At 70.2% G+C, this 14642-nt stretch carries 15 protein-coding genes and 1 tRNA gene; 7 read left to right on the forward strand and 9 right to left on the reverse strand.

The genetic code is table 11. From position 1 onward, the window contains the following. Positions 1 to 21: 21 nt before the first annotated feature. Genes M8A51_RS22710 through M8A51_RS22720 form a run of 3 tightly spaced genes read right to left on the reverse strand, consistent with a single transcriptional unit; the run spans position 22 to position 3989 of the window. Positions 22 to 699, reverse strand: a complete 678-nt coding sequence (locus tag M8A51_RS22710; protein WP_251780828.1) for an anti-sigma factor — start codon at positions 697 to 699, stop codon at positions 22 to 24. Then, complete coding sequence (locus M8A51_RS22715; protein ID WP_251780829.1) at positions 696 to 1319, reverse strand: sigma-70 family RNA polymerase sigma factor; 624 nt, start codon at positions 1317 to 1319, stop codon at positions 696 to 698. Before M8A51_RS22715 ends, M8A51_RS22710 begins: the two co-directional genes overlap by 4 nt. 51 nt (positions 1320 to 1370) lie before the next feature. Beyond that, positions 1371 to 3989, reverse strand: coding sequence for a S8 family serine peptidase (locus M8A51_RS22720; RefSeq protein ID WP_251780830.1), 2619 nt, complete (start codon positions 3987 to 3989; stop codon positions 1371 to 1373). A 207-nt stretch (positions 3990 to 4196) separates the two neighbouring features. On the opposite strand from M8A51_RS22720, the gene purU reads away from it, so the two are divergent. From purU to M8A51_RS22740, 4 genes are read left to right on the forward strand one after another with little or no spacing between them, the layout of a single operon-like run. Next, positions 4197 to 5081 (forward strand): formyltetrahydrofolate deformylase, encoded by an 885-nt coding sequence (purU, locus tag M8A51_RS22725; protein ID WP_251780831.1) that lies wholly within the window; start codon positions 4197 to 4199, stop codon positions 5079 to 5081. An 8-nt stretch (positions 5082 to 5089) separates the two neighbouring features. After that, entirely contained in the window at positions 5090 to 5527 is a 438-nt protein-coding gene (locus M8A51_RS22730; protein ID WP_251780832.1) for a YybH family protein, read from the forward strand. An 11-nt stretch (positions 5528 to 5538) separates the two neighbouring features. Continuing rightward, complete coding sequence (locus tag M8A51_RS22735) at positions 5539 to 6519, forward strand: YheT family hydrolase (RefSeq protein WP_251780833.1); 981 nt, start codon at positions 5539 to 5541, stop codon at positions 6517 to 6519. A gap of 53 nt (positions 6520 to 6572) precedes the next feature. Further along, a complete protein-coding gene (locus M8A51_RS22740) occupies positions 6573 to 7109 on the forward strand; it encodes a DUF2946 family protein (RefSeq protein WP_251780834.1) in 537 nt (178 codons plus the stop codon). A 92-nt stretch (positions 7110 to 7201) separates the two neighbouring features. Here M8A51_RS22740 and M8A51_RS22745 read toward each other — a convergent pair whose 3' ends face one another. Then, on the reverse strand, positions 7202 to 8095 hold the full coding sequence (locus M8A51_RS22745) for a c-type cytochrome (RefSeq protein WP_251780835.1): 894 nt from the start codon (positions 8093 to 8095) through the stop codon (positions 7202 to 7204). 207 nt (positions 8096 to 8302) lie between these two features. On the opposite strand from M8A51_RS22745, the gene M8A51_RS22750 reads away from it, so the two are divergent. The 3 genes from M8A51_RS22750 (at position 8303) to M8A51_RS22760 (ending at position 9623) form a co-directional block, all read left to right on the forward strand. Beyond that, positions 8303 to 8378, forward strand: a tRNA-Arg gene (locus tag M8A51_RS22750). 92 nt (positions 8379 to 8470) lie between these two features. After that, positions 8471 to 8821: a hypothetical protein gene (locus M8A51_RS22755; RefSeq protein ID WP_251780836.1), complete on the forward strand. Its 351-nt coding sequence runs from the start codon at positions 8471 to 8473 to the stop codon at positions 8819 to 8821. Positions 8822 to 8927: 106 nt separating this feature from the next. Next, a complete protein-coding gene (locus M8A51_RS22760; RefSeq protein WP_251780837.1) occupies positions 8928 to 9623 on the forward strand; it encodes a Bax inhibitor-1/YccA family protein in 696 nt (231 codons plus the stop codon). Positions 9624 to 9655: 32 nt separating this feature from the next. Here the strand turns inward: M8A51_RS22760 and M8A51_RS22765 are convergent, their stop codons facing one another. The 5 genes from M8A51_RS22765 to M8A51_RS22785 form a co-directional block, all read right to left on the reverse strand. Further along, the gene (locus tag M8A51_RS22765) at positions 9656 to 9964 is read right to left on the reverse strand and encodes a hypothetical protein (protein WP_251780838.1); all 309 of its coding nucleotides are present in this window, start codon (positions 9962 to 9964) and stop codon (positions 9656 to 9658) included. A gap of 61 nt (positions 9965 to 10025) precedes the next feature. Further along, the gene (locus M8A51_RS22770; RefSeq protein ID WP_251780839.1) at positions 10026 to 10679 is read right to left on the reverse strand and encodes an exopolysaccharide biosynthesis protein; all 654 of its coding nucleotides are present in this window, start codon (positions 10677 to 10679) and stop codon (positions 10026 to 10028) included. Between the two features lie 87 nt (positions 10680 to 10766). Then, entirely contained in the window at positions 10767 to 11660 is an 894-nt protein-coding gene (locus tag M8A51_RS22775; RefSeq protein ID WP_251780840.1) for an NAD(P)/FAD-dependent oxidoreductase, read from the reverse strand. A 96-nt stretch (positions 11661 to 11756) separates the two neighbouring features. Then, entirely contained in the window at positions 11757 to 12200 is a 444-nt protein-coding gene (locus M8A51_RS22780) for an Rrf2 family transcriptional regulator (RefSeq protein ID WP_251780841.1), read from the reverse strand. A 63-nt stretch (positions 12201 to 12263) separates the two neighbouring features. After that, the gene (locus tag M8A51_RS22785) at positions 12264 to 14432 is read right to left on the reverse strand and encodes a TonB-dependent siderophore receptor (RefSeq protein ID WP_251780842.1); all 2169 of its coding nucleotides are present in this window, start codon (positions 14430 to 14432) and stop codon (positions 12264 to 12266) included. Positions 14433 to 14642 lie beyond the last annotated feature (210 nt).

Genomic DNA, 14642 nt, shown 5'->3' on the forward strand with positions numbered 1-14642 from the left:
GGCCGAACGGATGCAGTCCGTTCAGAGCTGCAGCTTGCCGCTGAACAGGATGGGACCGGTCGGCGCCCCCGTCGTCGAGCCGCCTCGGGACTCCAGGCTGACCGCAAAGGCCGCCGTGCCATCAAGGGCGCGGGCTCGCTGCACCACGGTGGCCCGGTCGGCCGCCACGAGGCCGAGCGAGCGCGGCGCACCGTCGGCCGGCACGGCCCAGAGCTCCAGGTCGCGCCCTGGCTCGATCGGCACCGGCGCCAGCGGTCGCACCAGCAGGCTGCCGCCGTCGGCACTCACGCCGGCAACGAAGGCGCTGCTGCCGTCCGGTGCGGCCAGTACGACGACGGTCGGCGGCAGCGCAGGCCCCGGCTGGGTCAGCAGCACCGCAAACCACACCGCTGCGGCAGTGGCGAACGCCGCCCAGCCGCGCCACCAGGCCAGCGAACGCCAGCGCCCTGCCGGCGCGGCCGGCTCGGCGCGTCCGTCGAGCTGCTGCTGCAGCCGCTGCCACACGGCCGGCGACGGCTCCACCGGAACCACCACGGTTGCAAGGGGAGACAAGCGCGCCTGCCAGCGCCCGACCGCCTGCCGCAGGGCGGGGTGCGCGAGCAGCAGCGTCTCGAAGCGGCGCCGCGCGCGGCCCTGCAACGTGCCCAGCACGTATTCGGCGGCCAGCCGGTCGGCCAGTTCCGGGCGGGTGTAGTTCACAGCGCGCCCTCCCCGCCCGACCGGTCCAGACAAGCCTTCAGCGCCTGCAAGCCGCGCCGCACCCACGACTTCACCGAGCCCAGCGGCGCGCTCATCTGCTCGGCCACCTCGCTGTGGGTCAGCCCCTGGTAGTAGGCCGGCGCCAGGCTCTGCTGCTGCTCGTCCGACAGCGTGTCCAGGCATTGCCGCAGCAGGCGCGCCGCCACTGCCTGCTGCCACAGGTCGGCCGGGCCGGGGCCGGGATCGGGGTGGGTGTCGGTCACGTCGGGGTCCTGCTCATCGTCCGGCACGGGGGTCTCGGCCTTCTGCGGCCGGGCCTGCGCCCGCCGCAGGCTGTCGATCGCGCGGTTGCGGGCGATGCTGGCCAGCCAGGTATAGGGCTGGCTCTGGCCCGCTTCATAGCGTTGTGCGGCGCGCCAGACGTTCAGGTACACCTCCTGCAGCACTTCCTCGGCCTGCGCCCGTTGAGGTTGTATACGCAGGATCACCCCGAGCAGATGCGCAGAGGTCGTGCGGTACAGCTCGGCGAATGCGCTGCGGTCGCCCAGCGCGACCCGGGCCAGCACCTCGGCGAGCGCCTTGCTGCGGTGAGACCAGGCTTGCGGGTCGGGGGCGGCCATGGCGCGCGATTGTAGGAGCGGCGGCCGGTGTGGCGCCTGGCCGCCCTCTTTCTAGCGCGGCCGGCGCCAGCCCGGTACTGCAGCCCCCACGCCTTGTGCATTGGCCCCCCCGAACGGCGCCACCGGGAAGTCAAGCCCGCTGCGCGAACCGTCAAGTTCGATCTCCTGCAACGGCGTGGCCAGTACCGGATAAGCGCCACAGGCCTCGCCGCGCTGGCAGATCACGCCGTCGTTGTCGAGGTCGGTACCGGCCACCAGGTGCAGTCGGGTCGCGGTGACGCCCGTGAGCTGCCACTCGTAGCGGCCGGAGGCGGCATTCAGCGCGCTCTGGTCGATGACCTCACCGCTGGCCGCATCGAGCACCAGCACGTACAGCCGGCCGAAATCGGCCGTCGGCGAGCCCGCGCCGGCCTTCGTGACGCTCACCGGCACGGTGAAGCTGCGGCCGGACGTCTGTACCGTGATGGCGGCGTAGCTCGTGCCTGCAGACAAGGTGGCGCGGTCCACGCCGACCCGGTAGACGCCCAGCCCGGTGGCAGCCTCCACCTCGACCTCGCTCACTGTGACGGCTGCGTTGTCGCTGGTCACGCTCTGCACCGTCTCGTCGCCGGCCGCCGACAGCGCCAGCGTCAGGTCCATGCTGGTGCGCGTACCGCCGAAGTGGATCGACGACGGCGCGGCCTGCACCTCGCCCGCCGGCGCGGGCGGCGGCGTGCCGTCGCGCAACTCGAGCGCGGCGTCCACCGCCTTGCGGGCGTTGACCGCGCCGTAGCCGGTGGCATCGTCCCGGCCTGCCGCGCCGAGGTCGTCGCTCAAGCGGCCGGCGGCGATCAGGGCGTCGACGTCCGCCGGGCTGAGGCCGGGGTGCACGAAACGCATCAGGGCCATCACACCCGCCACGTGGGGCGAGGCCATGGAGGTGCCCATCATCTGGCCGTAGCTCGGCATGCGTGCGCCGTTGGCATCGAAGGTGGCCACGGTGCTGTAGACGCCGTCGGGTTCGCCGGTGCCGGTGGTCGAGCGGCGCACGTCGCCTCCGGGTGCCGCCAGCGCCAGCGTCGGCCCGGCATTGGAATAGAAGGCCGGGCTGCGGCCGGCGTCGAGTGCTCCGACGGCGATCACGCCAGGGCAGTTGGCCGGCATGCCGACCGGCGCCGACCGGCCCTGGTCATTGCGCGCCTCGTTGCCGGCCGCCGCGACGACGATCACGCCCTCGGCGCGCGCCTGCGCAATGCCGTCACGGAACGCCGCCGAGCAGGCGCCCTGTGCGCCCAGGCTCATGTTGATGACGTCGGCCCGCCGCGGCGGCAGGCGCCCGGCATCGTTGGGCAGGCGCGCGGCATAGAAGATGGCCTGCAGCACGTCGTACAACGCGGCATTGCCGTCCGGGCGGAAGGTGCGCAGCGGCAGCAGTTGCGCCATCGGGGCCACGCCGGCGCCGCCGATGCCGTTGAAGGTCAGCGCGCCGATGGTGCCGGCAACGTGCGAGCCGTGAAAAGCCCCGTTGCTGTCGGGCGTCGCGGGATCGTCCGGGTCGGCGGTGTTGGTGCCGCCGGCCGCCGCCACGAAGCTGTAGCCGTCGACGATCTGCTCGGCCAGATCCGGATGGTCCTTGACGATGCCGCTGTCGATGACGGCCACCAGCGGGCGCTGCGCCGGCTGCGGCGACAGCGCGACCAGCCGGTCCATCGCCGGCGGCAGGCCGATCATTTCGTAGTGCCAGCGCTGCAACGGGTAGGCACGGTCATCCGGCGGAAAGCTGCCGACCGACGCCGCCGTCAGCCGCAGCTGCAGGTTGGGCTCGACATAGGCGTACTGCCCGCTGGCGCGCAGCCGCTTCAGCTGGTGCACGGTGTCGCGCACCGCCCGCTGCGAAGCCGGGGGCGCCGAAGCGGCACGGGCGCGGCCTTCGGAGGATGCGCCGAGCAGCAGCGGGCGCCCGGCGGCGGCATCGCCCTGCAGCACCGTGAGGCCCGACGCCTGCGCCAGTTGCAGCGCCTGCGCGCGCGCCTGTGCATCGGGCAGCAACTTCGCAACCAGTTGGCCGGGGATGATGGCGCTGCCCGTGCGGCCCGCGATCTGCTCGCAGTCGCCCCCGTCGGCCGGCGCGGAAACGCGCAGGTTGTAGATCGACGCGCCGGAGTACGCGTTCACGTCCACCACGTAGTCGCCGTCCTGCAGCACGCGCACGCATTCGTACTGGTGGGTGCCGATCGACTGCCCGAGCACGTCGCCGGTGGCCGGATCGTGGACATAGAGGTCGACGTCGTTGTCTGCCGGGTCGCTGGCGAACTCGAGTTCCAGCGTCTGCCCGGCCTTCAGGGCAACCCGGTACATGTCGTCTTCGTCGCCCGCGCTGCGATTGGGGCCTTCCGGCCCGCCGCCCGCGACGTTCACCGTGCCGACGGCCAGCGTGGGCGCCGTCAGCGGTTGGGCCGTGGCCATGCTGTTGTTGGCGGTGCGCCCGGCCTGTTCCGCGTCGTTGGTGTCGGAGTCGACGGACGCGGTCTCCGGCAAGACCACGCGGCCGGAGATCGTCCAGCCTTGAGGTGGCGCCGGCGGAGGCGGCTCGTCGTCGCCGCCACCGCCACCGCCGCCGCCACCGCCACAAGCGGTGAGCGCGAGACTCGCGGCAAGCCAAAGGGACCGGAAACGGATCGATGCAGACATTGCGGGCCTCCCTGCCTCATTGATGTGCCGGGCGACTTTATCGGCCGGCCGGCCGGCCTTCCGCCCCCCTTTCGGGGGCTCAGTGTGACGACGCGTGACGCGCGAGCACCGGGGCGGCATCCCGGCACCCGCCGGGCGCGGCCCTGCCACGCGAGGTGCCGGGCGGCTCCTTACAATCGGCCGGGTCGCAAAGCCCCGGAAGGGCCCATGAGCTCCTCGACCGAATTCGTCCTCACCCTGTCGTGCCCCGACAGCAAAGGCATCGTCTATGCTGTCTCCGGCCTGCTGTACCAGGCCGGCTGCAACATCATCGATTCGCAGCAGTTCGGCGACGTGCAAAGCGCCGACGGCACCGGCCTGTTTTTCATGCGCGTGCACTTCGAGGCGCCCGAGCACCTGGCCGACACCGCCACGCTTGACAAGCTGTTCGCCAACGTGCGGCAACAGTTCGCGATGAATTCGAGCTTCCATGCGCTCGCGCGCAAGCCGCGCCTGCTGCTGATGGTCAGCAAGCACGGTCACTGCCTGAACGACCTGCTGTTCCGCTGGCAGTCCGGGCAGTTGAACGTGGACATCCCGGCGATCGTCTCGAACCACCCGGACTACGCCGATCTGGCGCGCGGCTACGGCCTGGCCTTCCACCACCTGCCGCTGCCGACCGGCGCCTCGGCCGAGGCCAAGCGTGCGCAGGAGCGCCAGATCGAGCAGCTGGCGAGCGAGCACGAGATCGACCTCGTCGTGCTGGCGCGCTACATGCAGATCCTCAGCCCGGAGTTCTGCCGGTTCCTGGCCGGCCGCGCCATCAACATCCATCACAGCTTCCTGCCCAGCTTCAAGGGCGCCAAACCGTACTACCAGGCGCACGACCGGGGTGTGAAGCTGATCGGCGCCACCGCGCATTACGTGACGGCCGACCTCGACGAAGGCCCGATCATCGAGCAGGATGTCGAACGCGTCGACCACACGCTCAGCCCCGAGGACTTCACCGCCGTCGGGCGCGACGTCGAATGCGTGGTACTCGCGCGTGCCGTACGCTGGCACGTCGAGCACCGCGTGCTGATGAACGGGCACAAGACGGTCGTCTTCAAGTAGGAAACTCGATGTCCACACCCCAGGCCCTGCTCGCTTCGCCCGAAGACACCGAAGCCCAGTTCTACGAAGCGCTGCAACGCGGCGACATCGAGAAGCTGATGTCGCTGTGGTCGGATGACGACGAGATCGTCTGCGTGCAGCCGGGCGGGCCACGGCTGGTCGGCATGGCCGCGATCCGGGCCACGTTCGAGGCCATGTTCGCCAACGGCACCATCAACGCCCGGCCCGACAAGGTCAAGCGAGTGCACACGCTGACCACCGCGGTGCACAGCGTGCTCGAGAAGATCGAGCTGACCACCGCCGACGGCGTGCGCTCGGCCTACGTGGTCGCGACCAACGTCTACGTGAAGACGCCGCAGGGCTGGCGCATGGTGTGCCACCACGCCAGCCCGGGCACCTCGCGCGAGGCACAGGACCTGTCGGACGCGCCGTCCACGCTGCACTGAGTGCTGCCGCGATGCACGCCTACCGTTCGCCGCGGTGGCTGGTCGGCGGCAACCTGCAGACCATCTGGCCGGCCTTGTTCTCGCGCCGCTTCCTGGGGCCGCGCCCGGTCTACGCGCGCGAGCGCTGGGCCACGCCCGATGGCGACTTCGTCGACGTCGACCGCCAGGTCTGCCCCGCCGAGCCCCCTGCCGCCGACGCGCCGCTGCTGGTGCTGTTCCATGGCCTCGAAGGTTCGTCGCGCAGCCACTATGCCGAGGCCTTCGCGCACTTTGCACACCAGCGCCGTTGGCACTATGCGGTGCCGCACTTCCGCGGCTGCTCGGGCGAGCTGAACCTGGCGCCACGCGCCTACCACTCGGGCGACTACGAAGAGGTCGGCTGGATGCTCACGCGGCTGCGCGCCGCGCACCGCGGGCCGATGTTCGCAGTCGGCGTCTCGCTGGGCGGCAATGCGCTGTTGCGCTGGGCCGAAGAGGCCGGCGACAGCGCCGCGCAGACCGTGCATGCGGTGTGCTCGATCAGTTCGCCGATCGACCTGGCGGCAGGCGGTGCAGCGATCGACAGCGGCTTCAACCGGCAGGTCTACGCACGCATGTTCCTCAACACGATGAAGCCCAAGGCGCTGCGCAAGCTGGCGCAGCACCCCGGGCTGTTCGATGCCGAGCGGCTGCGGCGGGCACGCACGCTGTACGAGTTCGACGACGTCTTCACCGCGCCGCTGCACGGCTTTCGCGGCACCGACGACTACTGGACGCGGGCCTCGGCCAAGCCGCACCTCGCGCGCATCCGCGTGCCCGCGCTGGTGCTCAATGCCCTGAACGACCCGTTCGTGCCGGCCGCCTGCCTGCCGAAGCCCGGCGAGGTGGGCGAGTTCGTCACGCTGTGGCAGCCGCCGCACGGCGGGCACGTCGGCTTCCCCGGTGGTGGCTGGCCGGGACACGTCTTGACACTGCCCGAACAGGTGCTGGGCTGGATGCAGGCACGACTTTGAGCGAGGATCGTGGGTCCGCCTGCGCGGCGGCCGCACCTCGAGGACACCCAAGCATGGACGACATCGTCAAGGCCGCACTGAAGAAGTGGCCCAACGTGCCCGCCTGCCACGGCTGGCTCGCGCTCGACGCCCGTGGCGACTGGTACATGCGCGACGAGCGCATCCAGGCCGCCGGCCCCTTCCCGCAAGTGAAGGGCAGCCGCATCACGCACGACAAGCTGAAGGACTTCATCCACCGCAACTACGCCGCCGACGAGCAGGGCGCGTGGTTCTTCCAGAACGGCCCGCAGCGGGTCTATGTCGAACTGGAAGTCGCCCCTTGGGTGTGGCGGTTGCAGGCCGATCCGGCCGGGCCGGTGCTGGTGTGCTCGCACACCGGCGTGCCGGCACAGTTCCAGTCGGCGTGGCTCGACGAGCACGGCCGCCTGTTCCTCGACACCGACCTCGGGCTCGGCGTCGTGCACACGCTGGACATGGAAGCCGCCGCGCAGGCGGTCGAGACAGGACAGTGGCAGGTCCGTGACGTGCGCTTCGCCGAGCTGCCGGCACGCCACGCCTACGTGCTCAGTCCGCAGCGCGCCCAGGCCTGACGGACGGCCTGCGCCTCTTCCCGAAAAAAGCCCCCGCTGAAAACGCAAAGGCCGGGGTCTCCCCGGCCTTTGCGTTGGCCCTCACGACGCGTTTACTTGACGGCGTCGACCATGTAGGCGACAGCGGCCTTGATCTCCGCGTCGGAGGCGGCGGAGCCGCCCTTCGGCGGCATCGCACCCTTGCCCTTGATGACGCTGGCCGTCAATGCGTCGAGGCCCTGGCCCAGCCGGGCGCTCCACTGCGCCTTGTCGCCGAACTTCGGCGCACCGGCCACGCCGGCGGCGTGGCAGGCCACGCAGGCCTGGTTGTACAGCGCGCTGCCGGCGTTCGCACCGGCTTCGGCGGCCGGAGCCGCGGCCGGCGCGGCCGCCTGGTTCGCCGCCGCCACAGCGGCCGCGGCCTGCTGCGCAGCGCCGGCATCGGCGGCGGCCGGCTGGGTCTGCGCCGCCTCGGCCGTGGCGGCGGGCGCGGCTTGCGGCTCGGCCAGTTTGCCGCCCGACTGGTTGGCCATGTAGACCACCGCGCGGCCGATCTCGAGGTCGGTGAAGTCGCCGCCGCCTTGCGGGCCCATCGCGCCCTTGCCCTTCAGGGCAGAAGCCAGCAGCGCCTGGTAGCCCTGCGGCAGGCGCGGGGCCCAGGCCCCGGCGTCGCCCAGCTTCGGCGCACCCGCTGCACCGGTGGCATGGCAGGCCGCGCATTGCGCGGTGAAGACCTGTTCGCCGGTCTTCAGCGTCGCGGGGTTGGACAGGTCGCGCAGCTCGACGGTGCCGACCGGCTGGATGCGGCGCAGCACCGCCTCCTCGGTCAGGCCGTCGCTGCCGGCGCCGGCGCGCTTGTCGGAAGCCACGTAGGTGACCAGCAGGATGATGCCGACGATGGGCACCAGAAACGCGAACAGCACCGTGACGATCAGCTGCTTGGGCGTCTTGATCGGGCCTTCGTGGGGGCCGTCGTGTTCATCGTGCGTGTGTTGTGTGTCGCTCATGGGGCTCGATCCTTGACTGCGGGAGCGTATGTTTGGAAGTGTGGCGGGCGTCCGCGGCGCAAAACTTCGGGATTATAAGGGGCCGGCCTGTGGTCGCCGGAGGGCTCCGCCACCCTGCGCGCGACACGTCGCGCAAGGGCGTCGCCGCACGCTTGGCGGCAAGGCCCGGGCAACCGCTTTCGAGAAAGCGGTACCATAGCGACCTTTGCGCCCGTAGCTCAGTGGATAGAGTATTGGCCTCCGAAGCCAAGGGTCGCTGGTTCGATCCCAGCCGGGCGCGCCAGACGTCACAACGCCAGCCTCGTGCTGGCGTTGTCTTTTCCGGGCCCGAACGTCGCCCGAAGGACTGGTGACGCCGGGCAGTAGAATGCGGCCATGCCCGCGCGGCTTGTTGCCCTCCTTCTTTCGTGCGTCCTGCTCTGGTCAGGATTGAGCACGCACGAGTCTTTCGACGCATCGCTTTCCGCCGTGCAGCAGGACTCCCAGATGGCAGCGCCCGGCCATCCGTCATCCGACGATGTGCCGGGCTCCGTCGAAGGCCTGCCCGTCGACGGCCTGGCCGCTTGCGCCGACCTCGTGGAGCATGCGGTGCTGCTGGCCATGCCCGACCCGCCCGGCACCACCCTGACGATGTTGCTGTCCCGGCACGCCGGGATGACGGACGTCCGGTCGCCTCTTGTCGACGGCTTGCTCCGCCCGCCCTGCGCCGGGTCCGCATCGGCCTGAACGGGCCGCGTAACGCTGACCGGCCGCGCCCGCGGCTTCTGCCTTCGGATCGCCTGCGCTCGATGCACGCGACCCATCACTTCGACGCATCGCCAAGAGACTCACCGTGAACCTGAACACCTACTCGACCCCTTCTCACGATCTTGCGGTTTCGGCCGCCCGAGAGCGCAACCGCGTACTGCGCAACACCTATTGGCTGCTCGCGCTGTCGATGGTGCCCACCGTGCTGGGCGCCTGGATCGGCGTCAGCACCGGCATCGCGCGGTCCATGTCCTCCGGGATGGGGCTGGTCGTATTTCTCGTCGGCGCGTTCGGCTTCATGTTCGCCATCGAAAAGCTGAAGAACACGGCGGCCGGGGTGCCGGTGCTGCTGGCATTCACCTTCTTCATGGGCGTGATGCTGTCCCGCCTGGTCGGCGCGGTGCTCGGCCTGGCCAACGGTGCGAGCCTGATCATGACCGCGTTTGCCGGCACCGGGCTGATCTTCCTGGGGATGGCGACGCTGTCCACGGTGATCAAGCGCGACCTGTCCTCGATGGGCAAGTTCCTGTTCATCGGCGCGCTCCTGCTGCTGGTGGCCGGCATCGCCAATTTCTTCCTGCAATCGAGCGCGCTCATGCTGACGCTCTCGGTGCTGGCCATCGGCATCTTCTCGGCTTTCATCCTCTACGACCTCAAGCGCGTGCAGGACGGACACGAGACCAACTACATCACCGCAACGCTGGGCGTGTACCTGAGCATCTACAACGTGTTCCAGTCGCTGCTCATGCTGCTGGGGGTGTTCGGCGGGCGCGACGAGTAGCGCGCGCCCGGCGGCTTCGGCTCACGCCCTGTTCACAGGATCACCGCCAGCGCGCACCACCCGAGGGCCGCGAGACGCAGGGCGCTCGTCCATGGCTCGCCTGAGCCGGCCGCCGAGCGCCACACCGACACCAGCAGGAAAACGTTGTACGGCAGCAGGACCCCCCACGCCGCGGTGGTGAGCGGTGGCGGAGCGGCCTGCGTGATGCCGATCATCGCGGCCGTGCCGACCGCAAGGTTGACAAAGGTGCCGACCAGCAACATGTCCCAGAAGAAGGCGCGTGGCCAGTGCACCTGGCCGCGCCATCGTGAGACCGCGTAGCTTTTCGACCTTTCCCACATGACGCTGTCCCTCTGTTGACGTGGCTGAAGATCGTGGCAGCGTTTGCGGCACGGCTTTCGCTCAGCTCAGCACCGCGGCAAACAGGTACAGCGCGCTTTTGACGAGCGCCGCCAGCACCCCCCAGACCAACGCCACGCCGGCCGCTGCGATGACGCAGCCGCCCGCGACCCAGACGCCGTCGCGCTCGAGGATGCCGAGCGACATCACCGCGATGGCCAGCGCCGGCAGCATGTTGCCCAGGGGAATCGGCAGCACCAGGATGACCGCCAGCAGCAGGCACACCAGACCGACCAGATGTTCGAACGGCGGGCGCGCAAGCGCGCTGAGCCGGGGGCGCAGCAAGCGCTCGGCGCGTTGCAGCCACGGCACGACGTGGCGCACCATCCGCTCGAAGTCGCGCCGGGCGATCGAACGGCGGGCGATGAATTGCGGCAGCCAGGGCGGCAGGCCGAATGCCAGCTGCACCGTCAGGAACAGCAAGGGAGCACCGACGATGGCCGAGGTGCCCGGCGGCATCGGAATCGCGTTCGGGAACGCGAAGATGAAGATCAGGGCCGCCAGCGCGCGATCGCGCAGCGCATGCAGCAGGTCCGCGACCGAGATGTGCTCCCTCGCCGGGTCGCCCGCCACATCCTGGAGCAGTTGCGAAAGCAGGCGGCCCTGAGGTCGGTTCTCGCGCGGCTCCTGGTCCTCAATCGTATCGTCTCCTTGCATGCCGCAAGGCTATCAGGGCTGGCGCGCCTGGGGCCGCCGGATCACCGTTGCTGTCGCACGGAAGATGCATGCGGCCGCATGCCTGCATCAGAAGGCCATCCCCATCAGGAACCGGTGCGCCGCGGCCCCGGCAATGGCGCCATCGCCGACGGCCAGGGCGACGTTTCCTGCCATGCGCGCTGCATCGCCGCAGGCGAACACGCCGGCCACCGTCGTGGCCTTGATCGGGTCGGTCTTGATGCAGGTGCCGAGCGGCCCTTCCTCGACTGCGCAACCGAGCTGCCCTGACAGCGGGCTGGCGAGCACGGAGCGCGCCGCCACGAACAGACCTTGAAACGGGAGGATCCGGCCGTCGTGCATCACCACGTCGAGGCCCTCCCCTTCCAGGCGATCGATCCGGCCAGGCTCGATGGTCACGCCGCGCGCCTTCAGCGCTTCGGCCTGCTCGCGATCGGGTTCCAGCACGCCGTTGAGCAGGAACGTCGTCGGCCCCCAGTCGGGCAGCATCAACGCCTGGTGCACCGACATCGGCGATGTCGCCAGCACACCGATGCGGCCCTGCTGCAACTCGTAGCCGTGGCAGTAGGGGCAGTGGAACACTCGCCGGCCCCAGCGCTCGGCCAGCCCCGGTACGTCGGGCAGCTGGTCCCGCACCCCGGTGGCGAGCACCAGGCACCGCCCGAGCAGCGGCTCGCGGCCCTGCACCGAAACGACGAACCCGCCGCCTGCCTTCGCGGCACTTTCCGCCGTGCCACTCAGCCAGTCGACGGTGTCGTACTCCATCAGCTGCGCGCGTCCTTCCGCGGTGACCGCGCCGGGGTCGCTGCCGTCCTGTGTCAGGAAGCCGTGCGTGGCAGACGCAAACCGGTTGCGGCGCACGCCGGCGTCGACCACCAGCACCCGGCGCCGGGCGCGGGCCAGTTGCAGGGCGGCCGACAGGCCCGCATAGCTGCCGCCGACGACGATGGCGTCGTATGTCATGAATCACCTCGCTGTTGATCACGTATCATCAAATGCTACATGAAAAGCGAGGGCGGTATCGCGTCGGGGATTTGGGAGGGCGTACGGGCACGGGCCCTACTTCGGCCCCGAGGCCTCGTGCGTGCAATGCACGTCGAAGCCGCGCGCCAGCGTCGCCAGCGACACAGCACCGAGGCGTTCGATCAGCAGGGCTTCGGCGGTCTGCAGCGCGTCTTTCAACGCGGCGTTGACCACGCGCTCCACCGCGCACGCGGGGTTGTCGTTGTCGTTGCCGATCGCGAAGATCTTCGGGCCGCCGATGGCGTGGTGGATGTCCAGCAGGGTGACCTGCTCCAGGTCGCAGGCCAGCGTCCAGCCGCCGCCGTGCCCCTTCTCGGAACGGACATACCCGGCGCGCCGCAGGCCTGCCATCGTGCGGCGCACGACAGCCGCATTGGTGCCCAGCATCGCGGCGATCTGCTCGGAGGTGAAGGGCTCGTCCCGCCGGCTCATGTGCAGCAGGACGTGCAGCATCCGGGAAAGACGGCTGTCGGGTCGCATGCCCGGTACTGTCTCATACCGCCTTGACGCCACGCCCGGCCCGCGGCGGCGGGCCGGACAGGGTCACCAGCGGTAGCTCACCGACGCCACCATGCGACGGCGGCTGCCGAACCAGCAGTCGCCGCGCTCCAGGCAGGACGCCACGTACTTCTTGTCGGTCAGGTTGTTGATGTTGAGGGCGAAGCGCCAGTCGGCGGTGTCGTAGGACAGCATCGCGTCGAACAGCTCGACCGCCGGCACGTCCACCGCGTCGACCCCGTCGGACGACCTGCCGACGTGGCGCACGCCGGCCCCGGCGCGCAAGCCCGGCAGCGCGGCAAAACTGTGCACCGCCCAGACGCTGGCGCTGTGCTTGGGGATGGCCTCGAGCTGCTTGCCGAGATAGCGCGTGTCGGCCGCCGAGGTCTCGGTGATCTGGGCGTCGGTGTAGCTGTACTGCGCCACCAGGTCCCAGGCCGGCAGCCGGCCCGACACTTCGAGCTCGAGGCCCTTGACCGTGATCTCGCCGCGCTGCACCGAGGAGTTGACGTCATCGGGGTCCCGCGCCAGTCGGTTGGTCTCCTTCAGCTTGTAGACCGCCGCGGACGCCGCAACGCGCGACCACTCGGGTTGCCATTTCACGCCCAGCTCCACCTGCTTGCCGCGCTGTGGTTTGAACGGGCCGCCGCGGCCCGTCACGGGCTCGAAGGACTCTGAGTAGTTGACATAGGGAGACCACCCGCCGTCGCCCAGCCAGACGCCGCCGAGGTTCTTGCTGGTGGCTTCGTCCGTTCGCGGCTTGCTTTCGCCCTCCTCGGTGCGGACCTTGTCGTGCCGCAGCCCGGCCACGATCACCCAGCGGTCGCCGATCTTGATCTGGTCCTGCACCAGCACGCCCAGGCGCCGTGCCTTCGTAACGGTGGCGTCCATGTCCGGCAGGGCCGGCATCGGGTAGTTGTCATAGTCGGGGTCGTAGACGTCGAGCGGCGGGGCTTCGAAGTCGCCGTAGTAGCGCTGGCTGGCCTTGGAGTGGAAGCCGTCCAGGCCCACCAGCAGCGTGTGCGCCACGGTGCCTGCGCGCAGCTTGCCCTCGAACAGCAGGTCCGCATTGGTGACGCGGTCCTCGTCGTCAGCGGCGTAGAAGTAGCGGTTCAGGTAGGTGCCGTTCGGGTCGGGCGCGCCGGTCGAGTCGACGAAGCCGTCTTCCCAGTCGGCGTACATCGTGCGCATCTTGCCGTCGGTGCGGTCCTGGCGCAGGCTGTGGCGCAGCGTCCAGGTGTCGGTCAGGCGGCGCTCGAACTGCCAGCCCAGGCGCCAGCGCGTGCCGCCATAGGTGTCCCAGTCGGGCTCGCCGATGAAGGTGTCCATCGGGATCTTGCCGTTGGGCCCCGGCCGCAGCGTGCCGACGACCGGGAAGAAGCCGTTGACGTTGCCGCTCTCGTCGCGCTGGTATTCGGCGAACAAGGTCAGCGATGTCGAGCTGTCGGGACGCCAGGTGAGCGAGGGCGCAAGCAAGTCGCGGTCGTCGAACGCATGGTCCACCTGCGTGTTGCTGCGCTTGGCCAGCGCCACCACGCGGTACAGCAGCGTGCCGTCGGCGTTCAGCGGGCCGGTGAAGTCGCCCTGCACCTGCTTGTGATCGTGGTTGCCGACCTGCAGGCCGATCTCGCCGGCGCGCTCGGGCTGGGGCCGCTTGGACACCAGGTTGACCACACCGCCGGGGCCGTTCTGCCCGGCGATGACGGAGGCCGGGCCGCGCAGCACCTCGATGCGTTCGAAGGCATAGGGTTCGTTGCGCACCAGGCCCCAGTAGCCCGTCAGCGGCCGGCGCAAACCGTCGATCAGCGTCGAGCCGACGCTGCTGCCGCGCAGCGCGAAGTAGTCGCTGCGGTTGTCGACGCCATAGGTCTCGACACGCACGCCCGCGGTGTAGCGCAGCGCTTCCTGGATGTTGGGCGAGCCCTGGTCGCGCACCTGGTCGGCCGTGATGACGGAGATCGACTGCGGCACCTCGTTCAGCGGCGTGTCGGTCTTGGTCGCGGTGGCGGTCCGCCGCGCCACATAGCCGGGCACCGGCGAGGCGGCGGTTTCGGTGTCGGCGCTGGCGCGCACGCTGATGGTCGGCAGCGTGGCAGCAGGCTCCGAAGCGGCCGCGGCAGGCGGCGCAACGGTTTGCGCCAGGGTCGCGGCAGGCGCGCTGGCAAGCACGGCGGCCCGCACGAGGGCGTGCAGGCGGGTGGTCGGGGCGGTCATGGTCGGGGGTCCCTCTTACTGCTGGTTCGAAGTCGGTGCGCCGCGGCGGGATGTCACGCTGGCACGGCATGCGTCGTCGTCCGTTGCGATGGCAAGGCGGCGCGCAGCAATCGGTGCCTGAAGCGTGGCGACGGCTGGCTTCGTGGGACCCGGGCACCGCCTCGGTCAGAGACGGTTGCCGCGGAGGTGCTGGCTCAAATTGTAATGCGA

It is taken from the genome of Caldimonas mangrovi, assembly GCF_023721835.1.
Lineage (GTDB): Bacteria > Pseudomonadota > Gammaproteobacteria > Burkholderiales > Burkholderiaceae_C > Caldimonas > Caldimonas mangrovi.

Excerpts from the sequence above, each read along its gene's own strand:
- M8A51_RS22715 (WP_251780829.1), bottom strand. The coding sequence starts at position 1,319 with ATGGCCGCCCCCGACCCGCAAGCCTGGTCTCACCGCAGCAAGGCGCTC.
- M8A51_RS22720 (WP_251780830.1), bottom strand. The coding sequence starts at position 3,989 with ATGTCTGCATCGATCCGTTTCCGGTCCCTTTGGCTTGCCGCGAGTCTC.
- purU (WP_251780831.1), top strand. The coding sequence starts at position 4,197 with ATGAGCTCCTCGACCGAATTCGTCCTCACCCTGTCGTGCCCCGACAGC.
- M8A51_RS22730 (WP_251780832.1), top strand. The coding sequence starts at position 5,090 with ATGTCCACACCCCAGGCCCTGCTCGCTTCGCCCGAAGACACCGAAGCC.
- M8A51_RS22735 (WP_251780833.1), top strand. The coding sequence starts at position 5,539 with ATGCACGCCTACCGTTCGCCGCGGTGGCTGGTCGGCGGCAACCTGCAG.
- M8A51_RS22740 (WP_251780834.1), top strand. The coding sequence starts at position 6,573 with ATGGACGACATCGTCAAGGCCGCACTGAAGAAGTGGCCCAACGTGCCC.
- M8A51_RS22745 (WP_251780835.1), bottom strand. The coding sequence starts at position 8,095 with ATGAGCGACACACAACACACGCACGATGAACACGACGGCCCCCACGAA.
- M8A51_RS22755 (WP_251780836.1), top strand. The coding sequence starts at position 8,471 with ATGCCCGCGCGGCTTGTTGCCCTCCTTCTTTCGTGCGTCCTGCTCTGG.
- M8A51_RS22765 (WP_251780838.1), bottom strand. The coding sequence starts at position 9,964 with ATGTGGGAAAGGTCGAAAAGCTACGCGGTCTCACGATGGCGCGGCCAG.
- M8A51_RS22770 (WP_251780839.1), bottom strand. The coding sequence starts at position 10,679 with ATGCAAGGAGACGATACGATTGAGGACCAGGAGCCGCGCGAGAACCGA.
- M8A51_RS22775 (WP_251780840.1), bottom strand. The coding sequence starts at position 11,660 with ATGACATACGACGCCATCGTCGTCGGCGGCAGCTATGCGGGCCTGTCG.
- M8A51_RS22780 (WP_251780841.1), bottom strand. The coding sequence starts at position 12,200 with ATGCGACCCGACAGCCGTCTTTCCCGGATGCTGCACGTCCTGCTGCAC.
- M8A51_RS22785 (WP_251780842.1), bottom strand. The coding sequence starts at position 14,432 with ATGACCGCCCCGACCACCCGCCTGCACGCCCTCGTGCGGGCCGCCGTG.